Annotated in this window: 17 protein-coding genes; 9 read left to right on the plus strand and 8 right to left on the minus strand. The window is 65.1% G+C overall.

Going from position 1 to position 20364, the window contains the following annotated elements:
- Positions 1 to 33 precede the first annotated feature (33 nt).
- The 6 genes from J7I12_RS03470 to J7I12_RS03495 form a co-directional block, all read right to left on the minus strand.
- Positions 34 to 1479, minus strand: a complete 1446-nt coding sequence (locus J7I12_RS03470) for a UDP-N-acetylmuramoyl-tripeptide--D-alanyl-D-alanine ligase (RefSeq protein ID WP_236031450.1) — start codon at positions 1477 to 1479, stop codon at positions 34 to 36.
- Positions 1470 to 2915, minus strand: coding sequence for a UDP-N-acetylmuramoyl-L-alanyl-D-glutamate--2,6-diaminopimelate ligase (locus J7I12_RS03475; RefSeq protein ID WP_118229010.1), 1446 nt, complete (start codon positions 2913 to 2915; stop codon positions 1470 to 1472). The genes J7I12_RS03470 and J7I12_RS03475 overlap by 10 nt, the downstream gene beginning before the upstream one ends.
- Positions 2916 to 3202: 287 nt before the next feature.
- A complete protein-coding gene (locus J7I12_RS03480; RefSeq protein ID WP_130957699.1) occupies positions 3203 to 5326 on the minus strand; it encodes a penicillin-binding transpeptidase domain-containing protein in 2124 nt (707 codons plus the stop codon).
- A gap of 70 nt (positions 5327 to 5396) precedes the next feature.
- Positions 5397 to 5621: a hypothetical protein gene (locus tag J7I12_RS03485; protein ID WP_165450857.1), complete on the minus strand. Its 225-nt coding sequence runs from the start codon at positions 5619 to 5621 to the stop codon at positions 5397 to 5399.
- 74 nt (positions 5622 to 5695) lie between these two features.
- The gene (gene rsmH / locus J7I12_RS03490) at positions 5696 to 6676 is read right to left on the minus strand and encodes a 16S rRNA (cytosine(1402)-N(4))-methyltransferase RsmH (protein WP_130957698.1); all 981 of its coding nucleotides are present in this window, start codon (positions 6674 to 6676) and stop codon (positions 5696 to 5698) included.
- Positions 6677 to 6744: 68 nt separating this feature from the next.
- On the minus strand, positions 6745 to 7191 hold the full coding sequence (locus tag J7I12_RS03495) for a division/cell wall cluster transcriptional repressor MraZ (protein ID WP_118229014.1): 447 nt from the start codon (positions 7189 to 7191) through the stop codon (positions 6745 to 6747).
- 327 nt (positions 7192 to 7518) lie between these two features.
- Here J7I12_RS03495 and pyk point away from each other — a divergent pair, with 327 nt between their 5' ends.
- The 9 genes from pyk (at position 7519) to J7I12_RS03540 (ending at position 16921) form a co-directional block, all read left to right on the plus strand.
- Positions 7519 to 8937 carry a pyruvate kinase gene (gene pyk / locus J7I12_RS03500; RefSeq protein ID WP_208360858.1) on the plus strand — a complete coding sequence of 473 codons (1419 nt, stop codon included), beginning with the start codon at positions 7519 to 7521 and terminating at the stop codon, positions 8935 to 8937.
- A 3-nt stretch (positions 8938 to 8940) separates the two neighbouring features.
- The gene (locus J7I12_RS03505) at positions 8941 to 9996 is read left to right on the plus strand and encodes an HD-GYP domain-containing protein (RefSeq protein ID WP_208360856.1); all 1056 of its coding nucleotides are present in this window, start codon (positions 8941 to 8943) and stop codon (positions 9994 to 9996) included.
- Between the two features lie 115 nt (positions 9997 to 10111).
- Positions 10112 to 11107 carry a transporter gene (locus J7I12_RS03510; protein WP_092153345.1) on the plus strand — a complete coding sequence of 332 codons (996 nt, stop codon included), beginning with the start codon at positions 10112 to 10114 and terminating at the stop codon, positions 11105 to 11107.
- A 161-nt stretch (positions 11108 to 11268) separates the two neighbouring features.
- Positions 11269 to 12096, plus strand: a complete 828-nt coding sequence (locus J7I12_RS03515) for an ABC transporter substrate-binding protein (protein ID WP_092153344.1) — start codon at positions 11269 to 11271, stop codon at positions 12094 to 12096.
- A 91-nt stretch (positions 12097 to 12187) separates the two neighbouring features.
- A complete protein-coding gene (locus J7I12_RS03520) occupies positions 12188 to 12883 on the plus strand; it encodes an ABC transporter permease (RefSeq protein WP_208360855.1) in 696 nt (231 codons plus the stop codon).
- The gene (locus tag J7I12_RS03525) at positions 12880 to 13518 is read left to right on the plus strand and encodes an ATP-binding cassette domain-containing protein (protein WP_092153342.1); all 639 of its coding nucleotides are present in this window, start codon (positions 12880 to 12882) and stop codon (positions 13516 to 13518) included. The genes J7I12_RS03520 and J7I12_RS03525 overlap by 4 nt, the downstream gene beginning before the upstream one ends.
- A gap of 223 nt (positions 13519 to 13741) precedes the next feature.
- On the plus strand, positions 13742 to 15493 hold the full coding sequence (locus J7I12_RS03530) for an aldehyde ferredoxin oxidoreductase C-terminal domain-containing protein (RefSeq protein WP_092153341.1): 1752 nt from the start codon (positions 13742 to 13744) through the stop codon (positions 15491 to 15493).
- Positions 15494 to 15774: 281 nt separating this feature from the next.
- On the plus strand, positions 15775 to 16014 hold the full coding sequence (locus J7I12_RS03535) for a MoaD/ThiS family protein (RefSeq protein ID WP_092153340.1): 240 nt from the start codon (positions 15775 to 15777) through the stop codon (positions 16012 to 16014).
- A 10-nt stretch (positions 16015 to 16024) separates the two neighbouring features.
- Positions 16025 to 16921: a HesA/MoeB/ThiF family protein gene (locus J7I12_RS03540; protein ID WP_236031503.1), complete on the plus strand. Its 897-nt coding sequence runs from the start codon at positions 16025 to 16027 to the stop codon at positions 16919 to 16921.
- Here the strand turns inward: J7I12_RS03540 and J7I12_RS03545 are convergent.
- Positions 16913 to 18886 (minus strand): molybdopterin biosynthesis protein, encoded by a 1974-nt coding sequence (locus J7I12_RS03545; RefSeq protein WP_208360851.1) that lies wholly within the window; start codon positions 18884 to 18886, stop codon positions 16913 to 16915. The two genes, J7I12_RS03540 and J7I12_RS03545, sit on opposite strands and share 9 nt — an antisense overlap.
- Before the next feature lie 39 nt (positions 18887 to 18925).
- Positions 18926 to 20206, minus strand: a complete 1281-nt coding sequence (locus tag J7I12_RS03550; protein WP_303193075.1) for a molybdopterin molybdotransferase MoeA — start codon at positions 20204 to 20206, stop codon at positions 18926 to 18928.
- Positions 20207 to 20364: the final 158 nt, after the last annotated feature.

Below are 20364 nucleotides of genomic sequence, written 5' to 3' on the forward strand. Positions count from 1 at the left end.
AGGAGCAAACGCTTGCCGAGGCCGCTACGCTCACTATTCCGGCCGCGCGGCCTCCGACCGCCCAAGCCGCTCCCGCAAGGCCGCCAGCAACAGCTCCAGCCGGTTGCCGCGCGAACCCTTGAACAATACGACGCCGCCGGGCAGCCGGCCCGCCGTTTTTTCCCAGGTTGTCGCAAAATCTGCCGCGTCCGCCACGGGCAGCCAAGGGCCACCATAACCGCCCCGCTGCAGGCCCGCGTGCACGGCCTCTGCCTGTCCTCCCTTCCAGAACACGGCCGCCGGGCCCAGAGCAGCCAGTTGCCGCCCCAGGACTTCATGGCAGGGCGCGGCCTGTGCGCCCAGTTCCAGCATTTCGCCCAACACCGCCACCAGGGGCGCACCCACAGCCTGTCCGGCGGCCGCTTCCAGCATGCGCTGCATGGACAAGGGGTTGGCGTTGTAGGTATCGTCCAGCAGCAGCCAGCCTGCCAGGCGCTGGCGGGCCAGGCGTTGTGCGGGTAACACGGCCCGCCCCAAGCCCTGGGCGATTTCCTCCATGCTCAGCCCCAGCACGTGCGCTGCTGCGGCCACGGCAGCCACGTTTTCCGCGCCGTAGGCCCCGCGAAAGGGCGCGGCCAGCGTGAACGTTACCCCTTCAAGCCGCACCCGAAAAAGCCCCTGTTCCACGATTGGCGGCGGATTCTCCGCGCCGTCCGCAACCGCTGCGCCTGAAAGAGGCGCCGGGCCCAGATAGGCGGCCGCGAAGTCCGCGCGTCGTCCTGTGGCGCTGAACAGACGCACGTCCGCGTCGTATGCGCTGGCTTCGCGCACCAGATCGGGATAGTCGGCGCAAATAAGGCCCAAGCCTCCGGAAGCCAGATACTGCAGCAGGCGCGCCTTGTGCCAGGCCACGCCCTTTGCGCCCAGGCCCTCCGTATGGCCCGCGCCCGCGTTGAGAACCAGCCCCAGATCAGGACGCAGCACCGAGCCCAGAGCATCCATGTCGCCGGCGTGGCTGATGCCCGCCTCCAGCACCCAAAAATCTTCCTGCCCGTCCGTGGCCAGCATGGCGCGGGGCATGCCGATCTGGTTGTTGTGGTTCAGGGCGTTGCGGGCCGTCCGACCGCGCACGGCCAACACCTGCGCCAGCACTTCCTTGAGCGTGGTTTTGCCCGCCGTGCCCGTGATGCCCACTACCCTGGCCCGGGTTTTGGAACGCCACAGCGCGGCAATGCGCCCCAGGGCCGTCACCGTATCCGGCACCAGCAGCACAGGCGCGCCCACAGGCGGCAAAGGCCGCTGCGCCAGCACCGCGCCTGCGCCCCGCTCCACGGCCGCTGCGGCAAAATCGTGACCATCCACGCGGCTGCCGGGCACGCAGACAAAGAGTGCGCCGGGGCAGGCCTCGCGGCTGTCCGTCACTGCAGTGGTCAGCAGACGGTCGTCCCTGCTGCCGGGCAAGCCCAGATGGGCTGCTATTTCCGCGTAACTCAGGCGCAATGCAGCAACTCCCGCACCACTTCCTGGTCACTGTAGTGGTGCTTTATTCCCTTGACGATCTGATAATCCTCATGCCCTTTACCTGCAATAAGCAAGGCGTCGTCCTTGCCCAGCAGGTCCAGCGCCCTGGCCGTGGCCGTGCGCCGGTCCACCTCCACCAGCACTTGCCGGGCGGTTTTCAGACCGGGCAGCACGTCGGCAAGAATGGCTTCCGGCTCCTCAAAGCGCGGATTGTCCGACGTCAGCACAGCCACGTCGGACCAGCGGGCCACGGCCTCGCCCATAAGCGGCCGCTTGGTGCGGTCGCGGTTGCCGCCGCAGCCGAACACAGTGACAATGCGCGCAAAGCCCGCCTCGCGCAGAGCCTTGAGCACGTTGACCAGCGCATCCGGCGTGTGGGCATAGTCCACAAAGACGTGCAGCCCTTGGGGATTGGGCACGCGCTCCAGCCGACCGCAGACGCCCGTAAAATGTTCCAAGGCCGTAAAGGTCTCCGGTTCCAGCCCCATATCCAGGGCCAGGGCCTGTACGGCCAACAGGTTGGAGGCGTTGAAAGCCCCCACCAGCGGCGAATGCAGCTCCCAGGCGTGCTTGCCCAGGCGCATGCGCAGATGACAGCCGTCAGTGCCGGCGGAGAGCAGCTCTCCCCACAGATGCCGCCGCTGCGGCCCGCCCTTCTGCAGGCCAAAAGAAAGCGCGTCGGGACAGAGCTCCAGCAACCGCCGTCCCCAGGGGTCGTCGGCATTGACGGCCACAGCCTTGTCCGCACGGGGTAATTCAAGGAAAAGCCGGGCCTTGGCCTTAAAGTAGCTCTCCATGTCCCTGTGGTAGTCCAGATGATCCTGGGTCAGGTTGGTAAAAATGGCCCCGGCAAAAGGCACGCCGTCCACGCGCTGCTGCTCTATGGCGTGGGAGGAGGCCTCCATCACAGCCACGTCCGCCCCGGCAGCGGCCATCTGCGCCAGCATGGCGTGCACATGCAGGGGGTCGGGCGTAGTCAGCGGGGCTGGTTCCGTGTGGCCGGGCCAGCGGTAGTTAACGGTGCCCATAACGCCCACTTTGTGCCCGGCTTCGCTGAACAGCCGTTCCAGCAGATAGGCGCAGGTGGTCTTGCCATTGGTGCCGGTGACGCCCAGGATCTTCAGCGCCAGCGCATCGGTGTGCCAGCGGGCCTGAGCCAACCGCCAAAGGGCCTCGCGCGGGTCAGGATGGGCCACCACAGCGCAGCCCCCGGATACGGCAGCGGCCGCATCGGGCCGGCAGACCACAGTAGCCGCGCCCGCCGCCACGGCTGCGGAAATAAAACGCGCGCCGTCCTCGCTCGCGCCGGGCACGGCCACGAAGACGTCTCCGGGCCCGACCTGACGCGAATCCGCGCGCACTTCCACGCCGCCGCGTCGGCACTGTTCCAGCAAGGCCGCAAAATCCCGTTCCATACCCGTTTTTCTCCTTTGTAACCGCAGCCGATCCCGCGCCCGCAACTGCGGTGGAGGCGGCCCGCTCCAACAGCACTATACTTTTGAGAATGCGCATTCTCAAAATTTTACGCAGCCACTCCGGCGCTTAACTGCGTGGCCCGCCTCCGTGGCAGACCTCGCTTGCGCAGATCCGTCAGGGCAGCTGCAAAACGGAATTGCCCTGAAAAAACCTGACGGACGCGGCCTCTGGCAACCCACAACCGCGCGCTGCCGCGCCGTCAGGAAAACGCGCAACACTCCAAAATCTACCGCTCTGAAAGCCAGAGGATATATTCCGCCCCACGGTCATCTTCGGGCCAGGCCGTACCCGGCAGGGGGCTCTGCTTGACCACACGGCTGCCGCTGCCTTTGAGTTCGGGCACCACGCCCGCGCGGGCAAACAGCTCTACGGCGTTGCGCACGGTTTTGCCCATGACGTCCGGCACGCGGCTGCCGGCCTTGGCCAGATGACCAGGCAGACGCATGCCCGTTTCGGGCCGAGCAGGCACGGCATTGCGCGCGGCAGGGCTGAAGGGCGTCTCCAGGCCCGCAAGTTTGAGGCTGCGGCCCCGGCCCTGAGCCGCGGCGGCCTTAGGTTTATCGGCAGCTTCGTCGGCCGACGTGGAGGCCAGCATGCCCGTATAGGTTACGGTGCGGGAAGCAATTTCCTTAAATACCGGCGCAGCCACTACGCCGCCGTACTGGTTGCGGCTGGGCTCGTCCACCATGACCAGAATAAGGTAGCGCGGCTTGTCCGCCGGGAAAAACCCCACAAAGGAGGCCAGCCGCTTGCTGCCATACGTGCCGGAGCGGTGGTCGGCCTTCTGAGCCGTGCCGGTTTTTCCGGCCACCAGCAGGCCGTCCACGCGGGCGCGCTTGCCCGTACCGTCCTTTTCTTCCACCACATCGCGCATCATGTGCATGACCTGACGCACGGCAGTTTCGGCATAGACGCGCGTGTGCGCCTCCACCACCCCGCCGTCGTCGCGGGTAAGACGCAGGGGCTTGAATACGCCGTTGTTGAGCAGAGTCAGATAGGCCTGCGCCATCTGCAGCCCGGTGACGGAAATGCTCTGCCCAAAGGATGTGGCCAGCACGTCCACTTCACTCCAGTCTCGCGGCTGACGTAGAATGCCCCTGCTGTCGGCCACGGGCACGCCCGTGTGCTGACCAAACCCCAATGCATGCAGATACTTGTAAAAAGTTGGCGCACCCAAGGAAAGGCCGATCTTTGCCATACCAATATTGGAGGAATAGCGCAGCACCTTGGTGGCCGGCAGGATGCCCTGACGAGAGGTGTCCCGGATGGTGAAGTTTTTATTCACCCATTTGCCGCCTTCGCAGTCAATGAGCGTATTGGGGGTGACCTTGTGCTCCTGCAGGGCCGCGGCCATGACAAAGGGTTTGAAGGTTGAGCCCGGTTCCAGAGCATCCGCCGCCAGGCGGTTGCGGTAGATGAGCGGACTCGCTTCCTTATAGGTGTTGGGGTTAAAAAAGGGGTACTGGGCCCAGGCCATAATCTCGCCTGAGGGCACGTCCACCACCAGCGCGCCGCCCCAGCGGGCGTCAAAGTCGCGCACAGCGCGGGCCACGGCTTCCTCCACAATAAACTGCATCTGCACGTCAATGGTCAGGGTCACGTCCTGCCCCACGGGCTCACTCTGCCCTTCTTCGTGCAGATAAAACCGTCGGCCCATGGCGTCGCGCTGCACGATCTGCCTGGTGGGCACGCAGCCCAGGCGGTCGTCCAGCGTGCGTTCAAGACCTTCCAGACCCTTGTCGTCCAGGCCGACAAAGCCCAGCAGCTGCCCGGCCATATGCTTGAAGGGATAGATACGGTCGTATTCCTTGCTCAGGCCTATGCCGGGAATATTGGCCTTGCGTACGGCCTCGGCGGTGTAGTCGTCCACCTTGCGGCGCAGCCAGACAAAGCGGCGCTTGGTCTGCGACAGCTCCGCATAGAGCTTTTGCGGATCCTGCCCCAGGATGGGCCCCAGTTTGATGGCCATGGCCTGAAAGTCTTCAATGTCCTGCGGTCGGGCATAGACTGAACGGGCCTCTACACTGCGCGCCAGCACCTGCCCGTTGCGGTCATAAATCATACCCCGCCGGCCTGTGACCAGTTCGGAAGCCATATGCTGCCGACGGGCGCGTTCCGCCAGGCGCGGCCCCTCAATCATCTGCAGGTACCAGGCCCGGCTCCACAGCCCCACCCACAACAGACAGAAGACGCCCACCACCAGGCGAATGCGGGCCCGGCCCCAGTCCACGTTGCGCGCCCAGGACGCGCGTTCGCGTTCGGACGTAACGTGACGGTTGGGCCGGGAAGTGGTCTTTTTGCGCTGGTCGGCTTCTGACCTGTTGTTTTTGCGGGATCTGAGTTTGAACATGTCGGTTCCTGCTCCGACGCCCGGCGGGCGTCCTGAAAAATAGACCTTTTAGCCCGGACAAGGCCGGGACTCAGCGCAGCTCCAGCCGCCGGATCTGCCCCGGCTTGGGTTCGTGCATGCCGAACTCTTCGGCCCGGCGACGCAGTTCATAGGGCGAAAGCAGGCGTTCGCGCTCCACTTCCAGCTTGGCCCGCAGGGCCTCGCGCTCACGCTGGGTATTCTGCGCGATGTTGATGAAATAGGTGGTATCCATGCGCTCGATGTTGCTCCACACCAGCACCAGTCCCATAATCATGCAGGATAAAAGCCCCAGCACCAGAACCAGCAGCCAACCCCTGCCGCCGGTTTGCCGCGCCGCTGCGGCCCGCTTCACGACACGGCCTCGGCGATTTTTTCCACAGCTCGCAGCTTGGCGCTGCTGGCGCGCGGGTTACGGGCCAGCTCCTCCGCATCGGCCTGGAGAGGCTTTTTATGCAACAGACGCACTTCGGGCACATGTCGACAAACACAGACGGGCACATGCCGGGGGCACCGGCAGCCCTCGGCCCAGTGGCGCATGGCCTGTTTGACCATACGGTCTTCCAGGGAATGGAAGGTGATGACAGCCAGCCTGCCGCCCAGAGAAAGCCGGGAAAGGATGCCATCCAGAAAGCGGCGCAGTTCGCCCAACTCGTCGTTGACAGCCATACGCAAGGCCTGAAAGGTGCGGGTGGCCGGGTGCCGCCGGGCCCTGGCCCGCCAGGCGGCGGGATAGGCTTTTTCCACCAGGGCAGCCAGTTCGGCAGTCGTGTCGATGCTGGCTTTCTGACGGGCCTCCACAATGACGCGGGCAATACGCCCGGCCTGGGGTTCTTCACCCAGGGTGGCGATGCATTCCTTGAGGCGGGCGAAACTTTCGCGGTTGACCCAGTGCCAGGCCGAAGGCAGGCCCGGCTGCGGGTCCATGCGCATGTCCAGCGGCCCGTCGCCGTGGAAGCTGAAGCCCCGCTCGGGCTCATCCAGCTGCAGGGACGAAACGCCGATGTCCAGCAGCGCGCCGTCTATCCTGTCCCAACCCAGTTGGTCCAAAGCCTGTGCAAATTCACTATACTGGCAGTGAAAAAAATGCGCCCTGTCGCCGAAGGGCGCCAGCCGCTGCCGGGCCAGTTCCAGGGCTTCCGCGTCACGGTCCAGACCGCAGAGCTCCACGGCAGGGGCCGCCGCAAGCACGGCGGCAGCGTGGCCGCCCAGGCCCAGAGTGCCATCCAGATACCGCCCGCCGGGGCGCGGGGCCAAAGCCTCCAGCACCTGGGTCGGCAGCACCGGCACGTGCCGGGCCGGATTTTGCTCTGACGACAAAGACTCTTGCATGACCGTATCCTGTGAGCGACGCGAGGTTGCAGGGCCTGCGGGAAGCGTGGCCCCCTCCCCGCCCGCGTTTACAGGCTGATGTTCAGGCCGCTGGCGGCCAGTTCGGCCGAAACGTCCTCAATACTCAGGGCGTTGAAGCGGGCCAGATCCCAGATTTCAAACTTGCTGAGCATCCCCACCAGCATGACGTCTTTCTCAAGCCCCACTTCATGCATGAGCGCCTGGGGGATACGCACCCGGCCCTGGGCATCGGGCGTCAGTTCCTGCGCAAGGCCCATGACCTTGGTTTTGAAGTGGGCCAGCCGGGGCGACGGCAGGGCGATGCTGCTCAACTGCGTGGTAACGGCTTCCCAGTCCTCCGGAAGGTAGGCCACCAGACGACCGTAAAAAGCGGTGAGCCAGAAGGTGCCGTTGCCGCCTTCGGCGCAAAGTCCTTCCCTGTACTCCGGCGGGAGCATAAGCCGGCCCTTGGGGTCCAGGCTGCGGGAAAGGCTTTTTTTGAAGAGTTTGTGCACCGTCTTACCACTTTTTTACTACTTTTTACCACTTTTTTCCACTTATGCCCCAAGGCTCCGAGGGTGTCAAGCGGGCTTTGCCACCATACCGACGGCTTGCCCCGGCAGGCTAAATACCTTGACAATGGCGGTAAAAGCGGCAACAGTTCAGTAAACGGGACGTTTTATGCAGAACAGAGCCGGCAGAATGCAGCATGCCGTCCCGTGGCGTTTAACCATAAAGAACACGCCACGCCCAAGGCTTGGGGACTCCGCCAGCACAGATGTTATGGGGCAATGGCATGGCCCGCCCAAGCGGCTTCAGCAAGGCATGTTCGGGAACAAACCATGAAAACCAAGATCGTCGCCACCATTGGCCCCGCCTCCAACAGCAGTGAAAAACTTCTGGCTCTGGCCGAAGCCGGAGTCAGCGTGTTCCGCCTCAATTTTTCCCACGGCGGCGCGGCGGACTTCGTGGCCATTATTGACCGCATCCGTGCGGTGGAGCGCACGCTGGCGCGGCCCATCACCATTATGCAGGATCTTTCCGGCCCCAAAATCCGCCTGGGCCTTCTGCCCGAAAAAACCATCAGCGTGAGCAAGGGCATGCGCCTGCTGCTGGGCCCCACGGACAAACGGGTAGCCGAAACCCCCTATCTGCCTTTTGACCACGACGTCATTCTGGAAAGTCTGGAACCCGGCGACCGCATGGTGCTGGCCGACGGCGGCCTGCAGTTTGCGGTGCGGGAACGGCGCGCCGACGGCCTGGTGGAACTGGAAGCGGAAAACGCAGGGCTTGTGACCTCCCGCAAAGGGCTGGCCCTGCCCGGCAAGGCCACCAAGGTGCGCGCCCTGACGGAAAAAGACAAAAAAGACTTGGCCGATGGCCTCAAACTGGGCGTGGACGCCGTGGCCGTTTCCTACGTGCAGACCGCCGACGACGTGCGGGAGGCCAAGGAGCTTATTGCCGCCGCCGGCAAGTGCGTGCCTGTGGTGGTCAAGCTGGAGCGGCAGAGTGCCGTGGACAATCTGGACGCCATTCTGCGCGAAACGGATGTGGTCATGGTGGCCCGCGGCGACCTGGGGGTAGAGTGCCCCCTGCCCCACCTGCCGGCCCTGCAAAAGCGCATCATCAGCGCCTGCAACAAGGCCTCCAAGCCCGTCATCGTGGCCACGCAGATGCTGCTTTCCATGGTCAACAGCCCCGCCCCCACCCGCGCGGAAACCACAGACGTGGCCAATGCCGTGCTGGACGGCGCGGACTGCGTCATGCTTTCGGAAGAAACGGCCATGGGCAACTTTCCGGTGGAGACCGTGCGTTACATGCGCCGCATTACCGACGAGGCCGAAAGCCTGCTGCTGCTCAACCGCAAGCTGGAGGAACCGGACGCGGACAAGGGCATTCCGGAATTTCTGGCCTATTCCGCCTGCCTGCTGGCAGACAAGGCCGGGGCCAGGGCTCTGGTTTCCCACAGCCTTTCAGGCAGCTCAGCCCGGCAGGTTTCGGCCAGGCGCCCCTCGCAGCCCATCTACGCCCTGACCCCGGACCCGGTTACGGTCAAGGCCCTCAACTTTGTCTGGGGCGTGGAACCCGTTTTTGTGGAAAACCCTGAAGAAGAACCCAGCCACCTGATCCGGGCGGAGAACTTCATCCACAACAGCCCGGAATTCGCCCCCAACGATTGCGCCGTGATCACCGCCGGGCAGGTCAAGGGCTCTTCAGCCACGCCGCGCGGCACCAACCTCGTGAAAATCTACTGGAAATAACCTATGGCCCAGAATATTAGGGAAAGCCGGCCCATCCCTCAGAACATCAATGAGGAATACTACCAGATTAGTGGAGAAATCCTCTCCAGCTTTCCCAAATACCGTCCGCCGGTAGATCTGTTCAGCTTTCGCGAGGACATCAGCGTGCTGGCCCCCTACTGCAAAAAGGGCGTGCGGCTCAGCAACGAGCAGGTGGACGAGGTGGCCGCCCTCTGCGCCGAGGGCAATCTTTTTGTTTCCCGCTCCGACCACCCCATCTACTCGCGCCATATCGTCAAGCAGCTGGACCTGGTGCTGCAGGATCAGAACCTCAAGGAAGCGGAAATCGCCGACATCTGCATCCGCGCTCTGCTCCTGCGCTACGGGCAATTTGCGGAACAGCCGGTCAAGCTGGTCTTTGAGCCTCTGTACCGCGACGTCATGGTGGTAACGGAATACCTCTGGAACGACCGCCACCGCTGCACTATCTTTATGCGGCGGCTGTTCCGCAAATATTCCCAGCCGCGCCACGCCATCAACACCATGATTGTGGGCCTCTGGCTGTGGCTGCAAGGCACGGGCGAAATCCGCCGCCGCGACCTGGACCGCATGGCCCTTGCCTTCTTGCTGCACGATGTGGGCATGCTCAAGGTGCCCGCCTTCCTGACCAACAAATCCGGCCCCCTCAAGACGGAGGAACGGGAAAAAATTCTGCCGCACCCCCTGGTGGGCATCAAACTCATGCAGAAGATGGACGTAGCCTTCGAGGAGCTGGTGCGGGCCTGCTTTGAGCACCACGAACGCCTGGACGGCTCCGGCTATCCGCAACACCTCAAGGGCGCGCAGATCAGCCGGGTGGGCCGCATCACGGCCATTGCGGATTCCTTTTCCGCCATGATCTGCGACCGCCCCTACGGCCAGGGCAAGGACATCCTGGCCGCCGCCAAAGAGCTGGCCGGCGACGCCCGCTACGACCAGGAAATGACCAACCGGCTGCTCACGGCCTTTGCCGCCGGCGGCATCGGCCCCACGGTGGATATGGACGCCGCTGTGGACGCCCCGGAAACGGCCGCGGACTGACCCCTTGCGCTCCGGCTGCCCGCGCGGCGCGCCGCCGCCGCACTCCCGCCGCGGGCGCGCCGACCTGAAAAATCCGCGGCCCACAGCCGCTCCTTGCGCCGGACGCCATCGCACCATGCAACGCCATCTTACACGCCAAGAGCTTGAAGGCCTGACCCTGTGCTGGGAACAGTGGGAGGCCGAGGCCGTCACCCGCACCCAGAAGCTCCTGCGGGCACGGCTGCACTTGGCCTTTCTGCTCATGCGCTACGGCGGCCTCCGCCTGGGCGAAGCGCTGCAGATTGTTCCCCGCGCCGCCATTGACACCATTACGGGCGTGCTCCGCGTGCCGGGCTCCAACGCCAGGGAAATCCTGCTGCCGGTGAGCGCCATGCGCAACATCCGGCGCATCCTCAGCCTGCCCCAGGCGGCCGAGCCGGATTTTTTGCAGCTGGACCAGAGCTTTTTGCGCAAAAAACTTTATGCGGTGGGCAGCCGCATGGGCCTGCCGGCCAATGCCGTAGGCCCGCGCGCCATCCGCTATTCCCGTGGCCTTGAGCTGCTGGAGCTGCACGTGCCCATGCCGCTGGTGCTCAAATTTCTGGGACAGCAGGACGCGGAGCAGCTGCTGGCCTTTCTGAATTTTTCCGGCGGCGCGGCCCGACAGGTTCTGAGCGCCCAGGCCCAACGCCGGAACGCCGCCTGCGGCGGCGAGGCGGACGATGGCGCCAACCTCTTCTGGGGCATTGTCAGCCGTATGGCCGTCGGCATGCGCAAGGTGCAGGTGGAGATCACCACTTTTTCCGATCTGCGTCTGCTTGCCGCCTGCACCCCGGAAGAGGCGGCACTTCTGGAAGTGCACGAAAACCAGGTTCTGAGCGCCCGCGTCGATCCGGAACGCATCGCCCTCACCCCGGAAAGAACCCCCCTGAGCCTTGCCAACTGCCTCAAAGGCGTGGTGGAAAGCCTGCATTCCGACCTGGTGGAAAGTTTTGCCTGCATCGGCCTTGCGGACGGCACCACCTTGCGCGCCACGCTGGAAACCGCCGCTCTTACCCAGGCGCGGCTGCGCGAGGGCGGCAAGGTCTGCGCCTACTTCTCCTCCGCCGCTGTCCGCCTTCTGGACGACTGAACCGCCGCCCTGCCCCGCAAGGGTTAGCCCCACCCCGCAGCAAGCCGTGCCGACGGACAGCCCCCGCCTGGCTTTTCTATCCCGCTTTTTCATGATACCGTGAACATTGTCGCGCACAACGCTCTACAGGCAAACTTGCCCTTACAACAGGAGTCGCACGCATGTTCTCTCCGGCACGCTTCAGCGCCGCAGTCTGCGCCGCCGTGGTTCTGACCTTCGCCCCGGCGGCCCAGGCCGCGGAAAGCCTCATGATGGCCACTACCACCAGCACCCAGGATTCCGGCCTGCTGGAATACCTTGAACCAGACTTCAGAAAGGAAACCGGCATCGACCTTAAATGGGTGGCCGTGGGCACCGGCAAGGCCCTGGAAATAGCCAAAAACTGCGACGCCGACGTGCTGCTGGTGCACGCCCCCGCGGCAGAAAAGGCCTTTGTTGCGGCAGGCCACGGCATTGACCGGCGGCAGGTCATGTACAACGACTTTATCATCGTGGGCCCCCTTGCCGATCCGGCGGACGTTAAAGGCCGCTCCGCTGACGCGGCGCTCCAGCGCATCTTTGCCGCCAAGGCAAATTTTGTAAGCCGCGGCGACCAGTCCGGCACGCACAAGGCCGAGCAAAGGCTTTGGCAACAGTGCAATCTTGCCCCTGATGCGGAGCCCCACTACATCTCCGCCGGGCAGGGCATGATGGCCACACTGAACATGGCTGCAGAAAGGCGCGCCTACGCCCTTACGGACCGCGGGACGTGGATTTCCTTCGCTGAAAGGACAGGCGACACAAACCCCCTGACCATTGTGGTGGAAGGCGATAAGGCCCTCTTCAACCAGTACAGCGTGATAACCGTCAACCCCGCCCAATGCCCCAAGGTCAGAAAAGATCTGGCCAAAAAATTTGAAGATTGGTGGGCAGCACCGTCCACCCAGCAAAAAATCGCCGCCTACAAATTGAAGGGCAAGCAGCTCTTCTTCCCCAACGCAGGCCAATAAAGCCGCACAGTGCGGAACAGACAGGGCCGAAGGCGCGGGGGCCAGGCCCTGTCTGCATTCCGAACTCCCTCAGAAAGCACCGGCGGCCACTATGGACTACCTTATCAACGGCTTTCAGAGCGCCCTGCACCTGCTGACGCGGATGGACGCGGCCACTTTTTCGGCCATTGAGGCCACACTGGCCTCCACCTGTCTGGCCATGGCGGCGGCCTTGCTGCTGGGGCTGCCCCTGGGCTTTCTGCTGGGCTACTGCGCCTTTCCGGGCCGACGTGCGCTGCGGCTTGCTTCCGATACCCTGCTGGCCTTTCCCACGGTGCTCATCGGTCTGCTGATCTATACCCTTATTACCGCGCGCGGCCCCTTGGGCGCTTACGGCCTGCTGTTCACCCTGCGGGGCATGGCCATAGGTCAGGCCGTGCTGGCCCTGCCCATTGTGGTTTCCTGGACGGCGCAGGCCGTGGAGGATCTGGACCCGCGCTGCCGCGAGACCCTCCTGACCCTGGGGGCCGATGGCCGCCAGCTGGCCCTCTGCTCCCTCTGGGAATGCCGCTACGCCGTGGGCATGGTCTGCATTACCGCCTTCGGCCGCGTCATCACCGAAGTGGGCGTGGCCATGATGCTGGGGGGCAACATCCGCTATGCCACCCGCACCATGACCACGGCCATTGCGCTGGAAACAAGCAAGGGGGATTTTGCCCAGGGCATTGCCCTGGGGCTGGTGCTGCTGCTCATGGCTTTTTTCGTTAACCTGGCGCTCGCCTTTTTCCGCCGCAGGAGCCGCGTATGACAGCCGCAATCTATGAAGGACGCGACCTTGTGCAGCGCTATGAAGGCCGCGAGGCGCTGCGTCTGCCGCGGCTGGCCATTCCGCAGGGCGCGGTGACGGCCCTCACCGGCCCCAACGGTTGCGGCAAATCCACGCTCCTGCGCCTGCTGGCCTTTCTGGAGCGCCCCGTGGCCGGAACCCTGCGCTACCACGGCGGCGCGGCCGGGCGAAAGGAAGTCACTCTTCTGCTGCAGGAACCGTATCTGCTGCGAATGAGCGTTCTCTCCAACGTACTGCTGGGCCTGCGGCTGCGCCGCCAGACAGGGAACCTGCGGCAGATCTACGCGCAGTGCATGCGGGCGGCAGGCTTTGCAGACCCCTGGGCCCTTGCCGGGCGCGGCCCGCACGAGCTTTCCGGCGGCGAACGCCAGCGCGTGGCCCTGGCCGCCCGCCTGGCCCTGCGGCCCAAGGTGCTGCTACTGGACGAGCCCACATCCAATGTGGACGCGGCCAGCGCGCGGGCCATGGCGGCGGCCGTGGCAAGCTGTGCGGCCCAGGGCGTCACGGTGGTCTGCGCCACCCACGACGCGGCCCTGCTGCGTGCCCTGGAGGCGCGGGAAATACGCCTTGGGACCGCCTGGGACGAGACTGACTGAACGACCAGGCAATACCATCGCTGCAGCCCCACAGCACAAAGCTACCCTACCCATCTGGAATAGAACAAGTTTTTGCAAAACAGCCCTCTTTTTTCCAATCCTTTGCCGTCTGCAACAGAAAAGCGAGACAATTTTTGTGCGGAGTTGCGCTCCTTTTTCCCCACAGGGTACAGAAGGGAAAACACGTACAGGCGTACCCTATGCGGCCTGGCAAGGAGGCTCCATGTTCCGTTTTCTGCGCGTCAATATGGCGACCAAGACCTGTGCTTTTGAAGAAATTCCCCAGGAATATGCCGGCCTTGGCGGCCGCGCGCTGACATCCACCATTGTCGCGCGCGAGGTACCGCCCACCTGCACCCCCATTGGCCCGCACAACAAGCTGGTCTTTGCGCCCGGCCTGCTGGGCGCTACCAACAGCCCTAACACCAACCGCCTTTCCGTTGGCTGTAAAAGCCCCCTTACCGAGGGCATCAAGGAATCCAACGCCGGCGGGCAGCCCGGCGGCCATCTGGCGCGCCTGGGCATTCTGGCCGTTATTGTGGAAAACATGGCCGAGGAAGGCTCCTGGTGGCAGCTGGAGGTGGGCAAGGACCGCGCCAGGCTCATTCCAGCCGAGGTTGCCGGCCTGAACAACTTTGCCGCTGTGGAAAAGCTGGTGGAAAAGCACGGCAAGGAATGCAGCTACATCACCATCGGCCGCGCGGGCGAATTCAGGCTGACGGCGGCCTCCATCGCCTGCACCGACCGGGAGCTGCGCCCCATGCGCCATGCAGGACGCGGCGGCGTGGGCGCGGTTATGGGCTCCAAGGGCCTCAAGGCCATCATCGTGAACCCAGAGGGCGGCAAAAGCCAGCCCCTTGCCGACGCCAAAGCCTTTCGCGAGGCCTCCAAACGCTTTGCCAAAGCCCTGGCGGAGCACCCCATTACCAGCAAAGGTCTGGCGGAATACGGCACCGCCGTGCTGGTCAATATCCTGCACGAGGCCGGGGGCCTGCCCACGGCCAACTTTACAGTGGGGCAGTTTGACAAGCACGAGGCCGTTTCCGGCGAATATATGAACAAAATTACCAAAGAGCGCGGCGGCGAAGGCGTGGTGGCCCACGGCTGCATGAGCGGCTGCATGATCCGCTGCAGCGGCATTCTGCCGGACAAAAAAGGAAAATTCCAAAGCAAATGGCCGGAATACGAAACTCTGTGGTGCTTCGGCCCCCATTCCGGCATTGCCGATCTGGACGCCATTTCCCGCTATGACTACATGTGCGACGACATCGGCCTGGACACCATTGACGTGGGCGTGGCCGTGGGCGTGGCCATGGCCGGGGGGGGCATCCCCTACGGCGACGCCAAGGCCGTGCTGGATGCCATGAACGGCATCAGCGAGGGCACCCCATTGGGCCGCGTTATCGGCTGCGGCGCGGCCACTACCGGGCGCGTCTTCGGCGTACGGCGCGTGCCCGTGGTTAAGGGGCAGAGCCTGCCCGCCTATGACCCGCGCGCGGTCAAGGGCCAGGGCGTCACCTACGCCACCACGCCCATGGGCGCGGACCACACGGCGGGTTATGCGGTCACTTCCAATATCCTCAACAGCGGCGGCACGGTCGATCCCCTCAAAAAGGAAGGGCAGATTGAGCTTTCACGCAATCTGCAGGTGGCCACCGCCTCCGTGGATTCCGTGGGCCTCTGCCTGTTCACGGCTTTTGCCATTCTGGACGTGCCGGACGCCCTGCCCGCCGTGGTGGACATGCTTAACGCCAAGTTCGACTGGCGGCTCACCGGGGAGGATGTGGTCACCCTGGGTCAGCGCGTGCTCTCCACAGAAATCGACTTCAACCGCCGCGCGGGCATCACCCAGGCGGCGGACATCCTGCCCGAATTCTTTATGGACGAGAAGCTGCCCCCGCACAACACCACCTTTGACATCACCCACGAAGAGCTCAAAACGGTGTTTAACTGGATTAAGCCATTTCAAAGTTGAAATGCCCTGGCGGCTGCGTGAGCAGACGCCCGCTGTGGAGGCGTAAGCGCAATTTATTTGCGCCGTTAAGCGCCAAAATGAGCGTGCCGCAAACTTTGAGAATGCAGATTCTCAAAGTGAATCTGCTATAAGGAGCGATAGCGCCTTTGTTCGCCGGGCCGCCCCGTACCGTGCTGGACGGCCCGGCATATTTTGTGTTGCGGCGGAAAAAAGATGCCGCTTGACGGCCCAGAACCCGCGCGGGCAGTATGGATACGGTCGCCCAACAACAGGAGCGCCTTATGCACTTAACCGTAAAGCTGAGCACAACCCTGCGCGATTATGTGCCGGACTATGCGCCGGAAACCGGGCTGCATGTCAGCATGCCGGAAGGCAGCACCGTAGCGCAGCTGGCGCAGCATCTGGGCCTGCCGCTGCAAGACATCAAAATCGTCATGGTCAACGGGCGTCAGCACAAGGTGGACGATCCCATGCGCGACGGTGACCGTGTTGCCTATTTCCCGGCTGTCGGGGGAGGCTAGCCCGTTGACCATGACCCTTCCGGAGCTGCGGGCCTTTTTCGGCCCCCACATCCGCGCGGCCTGCCCGGCGGCGGAAGGCCCGCGCGGCGCAGCGGCCCCCGCAGGCGCAGCGGAAACGCTTTTCGTCAGTCTTGACGGTATCCGCCTGTGGGCCGCGCACAACGCCCTGCCCCTCCGCGCGGCCATGGTCAGCCTGTTGGGCGCAAACGTCTGGCCGGAACGCTTCCGCCGCAATTTCGGGCTGTTTTCCGCCGCCCAGATGGCGCGCCTGCTGCACAGCCGGGTTCTGGTGCTGGGCTGCGGCGGCCTGGGCGGGCATGTGGCGGAGCTGCTGGCCCGCACCGGCCTGGGCGGCCTGCGCCTGGTGGACGACGACGTGTTTGAGGAAAGCAACCTCAACCGCCAGCGCTTCTGCGGCGAACGCGCGTTGGGGCTTTCCAAGGCGCTGACGGCGCGCGAGGCCCTGCGGGACATGGCGTCCCACATGGATGTGGAGGCCCTGCAGCTGCGGGCCGACGCCACAAGCCTGCCCGGCCTGGTGGCGGGCATGGATCTGGCCCTGGACTGCCTGGACGACATCGCCACCAAAACGGCCCTGGAAAAAGCCGCCCTGGCCGCGGGCGTGCCGTTTATCCACGGTTCCGTGCTGCGGGACGAAGGCTTCTGCTACGCCAACGCCGGGCCGGAAGCCCGCCTTGCGCAGCTCTATCCTGAAGGGCAAAGCCCCCGTCAACGCGAGCAGGCCCGGCGCGAAGGGGTAAGCGCTCTGGCCCCGGCCGCCGTGGCCTGTCTCATGGTCCGGCTAGCGCTGCGGGCCCTGCTGGAACACAGCGCGGATTCTCCCCTCTTTCATCTGGACCTGAGCGTGCCTGAGCTGGAGCCCTTTGCCTGGCCCGATTCAGCTTAGCCCGGCCCGCTTTCCCGCATACTCCCAAACAATCTGCCCGGTCTTTTCCGTACCGTAGCCGCCCATGCGCTCCACTGCCTGCCGGAAGGCCGCGCCGCGAATGACCTCCAGCAGGGCCTGCACTGCGGCCCCCGCAAAAAAACGGCGGGGAATGACCAGATCGTATTCTTCCACCCCCACCGGGATAAAGGGCAGGCCCAGGGCGTTGGCGGCGGCCCGCACGGCCAGACCGGCGTCCGCCCGGCCCGAAAGCACGGCCGCGGCCACATTCATGTGGGTATACTCCTCGTCGCAGTATCCGGAAATTCTGCCCGGCGCCAGGCCCAGGCGCTCCAGCCGGTAGTCGAGCAGCACGCGGGTGCCGCTGCCGCGCTGCCGGTTAACGAAGCGCACCCCCGGACGGGCCAGATCTTCTATACCCGCAATGCCCAGCGGGTTGCCGGGCGCGGTGAGAAGGCCCTGCTCCCTGTCCACAAGCCGCAGCAGCACTACCGGTTCGTCCAGGTTGTCTTCAATAGCTTTGCGGTTGTACACGCCGCTGGCCGGGTCCAGCAGGTGGCTGCCCGCCAGGTGGCACTGGCCGCGCTTCAGGGCCATGAGGCCGCCCAGCGAACCCACATGGGCGGACGTCAGCCGGAACTGCGGGTGCGCTTTGCGCAGCAGGCTGTCCAGCAGGTCCAGCGTGTTGTCGTGGCTGCCTATGGCCAGCAGCGCCCCGGCCAGGGCAGCGTGCGGCCGCAGCAGCTCCACCTCCACGGGCTCCCCGGCGTTGCAGCCTTCGCTGTCGCGGGGGATGCGGACAATGCCGTCCGCACGGCTGAGGCTGGTAACAGCGCCCGCGCCGCGCGCCAGGGGCACGGCCACCACCGTATCCCCCACGCAGCCCAGCTTGACCCGCAGCCGCTCTTCCATGCCAGGCCGGGAAGGCAGGGGGTTGCAGGGCACGGCGCGGATCTTTTCCCGCTCAGGAGGGCAACGCCGCTGCCACAGGGCGAGCAGGGGCAGCACAAACTCTTCCATAGCAATGCCCGCGGAAACCGGATACCCCGGCACGCCGATCACGGGTTTACCGCCCGCCACGGCCAGCACCGTGGGCTTGCCCGGCATGACGGCAACGCCATGGGCCGTCACCGTGCCCATGCCCTCCAGCACATGCACCGTAAAATCGTGGCTGCCCGCCGAAGAACCGGCATTGAGGATGACCAGATCCGCTGTTTCCAGGGCCGCGGCCACGGCGTCCCGGATGGCGGCGGGCTCATCCGGAACCACAGGCAGAACGGCAGCTTCGCCCCCGGCTTCGGCTATCATGGCGGAAAAAATCAACGAGTTGAATTCCGGCAGCGCCCGTCCCGCGCGCAGGTCCTCTTCGCGGGCCTCCGCCAGGGGCACGATCTCCGAACCGCTGGGAATAATGGAAACCCACGGCCGCCGAAAAACGGGCACATCCAGAACCCCGCCCGCGGCCAGAGCCCCAAGGTCGTAAGGGCCAAGAGAGGTGCCCGGCGGCAGGATGATTTCTGTAGCCACCATGTCCTCGCCCATCTTGCGCACATGCTGCCAGGGAAAGGCCGCTTTTTCGATGACGGCCCACTGCTCTTCCGCGTGCGGCCCCTGAACGCATTCAAGGTGGACGTGCTCCATCATGACCACGGCGTTGCAGCCCTGGGGCAGGGGGCGGCCCGTATTGATCCAGTGGGCTTCCGCGCCGATTTTAAGCCGCAGGGGCTTGCGGGCTGAAGCGCTGAAGGTGTCTTCGGCATGGACGGCAATGCCGTCCATAGCCGCCCCGTGAAAAGCCGGGGAAGACCGCAGGGCCGCCACGGGGCGGCTGAGCACGCGCCGCAGCGCCTTGGTCAGGGGCGCCTGCTCTTCGCCCAGGGTGAAGGCTGCGGCGTCAAGGTCTTTGAACCAGCGGGCGCGGGCCTCTTCCGGCGGCAGAAGGGTCAGATATGTTGTGCGCTTCAAGGCAGTTTCTCCATGCGCGTATGCCCCGCGGGGCGTGTTTCAGCGAAAAAGCTCCACCATGACCAGCTCGCCGGCGTCGTAACCCTCCCAGTTTTCCGGGCAGACCAGCAGGCCGTCCGCGGCGGCCATGCCGGAAATAAGCCCGGAAGCGCCCATGATGGGTTCCGCCGCGTAGCGAGGCCGCAGACCAGCAACGGCTGCCCGCTCCTGCTCCGCGCCGCACAGGGCGCGCAGCCTGACGCGCAGGTAGTCGCGCCTTCCCTGCGCGGAAGCTACGGAGCGAACCAGCACGGCCGGGAGCGCTGCGGGCGTTTCCGGCACGGCCCCGCCCTGCAGATGGGCCAGCAGGGGGGCCAAAAAAACGCGGGCGCAGATGAGCGCGCTGGTGGTGTGGCCAGGCAGGCCCACCAGAGCGACCACGCGGCCCGCCATAACAGATCTGGCCAGAATAAACGGCTTGCCGGGGCTGATGGCCGCCCCGTGCACCAGCAGGCTTGCCTGCGGCAGGGAGGCGAAGATTTCCACCGTGTGGTCGCGCATGCCCGCGGAAGAACCGCCGGAAACCGCCACCACATCGTATTCCTGCGCCAGGCGTGCCACGGCCGCCTGCAGGGCCTGGGCGTCGTCCCGCACCAGCCCGGCCCGCAGGGCGTCGGCTCCGGCCTCGCGGCAGAGGGCTGCAATACTGTGGGCGTTGACGTCGCGAACCTTGCCGGGCGGGGGCGTCTCCGCACTGGGGACAACTTCGTCCCCGGTGGAAAGCACCGCCACGCGCGGCCGCCGCCGCACGCCCACCCCGCTGACGCCGAAGGCCGCCAGCAGGCCCAGATCCTGGGGCCGCAGGCGCTGCCCGGCCTGCAGCAGCACATCGCCGGCCGCGGCGTCGTCGTCGCGCAGGATGACGTTGTCGCCCGGGGCCTGGCTGCGGGTTAATTCCACCAGATTGCCTCCGGCCGGGCGGGAATATTCCACCATCACCGCGCAGTCCGCGCCCTGCGGCAGCATGCCGCCAGTCAGGATGCGCGCGGCCTGGCCCTCCTGCAGAACCACCTCCGGCACAACGCCCATGGGGCAGTCCGCCACGCATTCTACCAGGGCGGGGCTGCCCTCCTGCGCGCCGAACACATCCCGCGCGCGCACGGCAAAGCCGTCCACGGTGGCGCGGTCAAAACCCGGCAGCGCTTCCGGGGCCGCAAAAGACCCGGCCAGACGGCGCCCCAGGGCCGCATCCAGCGGGACGGCCTCTTCCTCTAGAACAGGAAAGGACCGGATATGCTCAAGGACGGATTCAACGGATTGTAAGGTCAAAAAAGGCTTCACCCGGCCCTCCGGTTGGTGTGCGCGACGGTGGAAGCAGGGGGGATTGTGGCCCAAACCCGGCCAAAGGGCAAGCAAAGCCGCCTGCGCTGTACCGGGAGCAGTGGGTCACTTGGGCGGCAGGCGCAAAAGGGCACGGCGGCCCATACAAGGAAAGGGAG

The organism is Desulfovibrio diazotrophicus (genome assembly GCF_902498985.2).
Classification (GTDB): Bacteria; Desulfobacterota; Desulfovibrionia; order Desulfovibrionales; family Desulfovibrionaceae; genus Desulfovibrio; species Desulfovibrio legallii.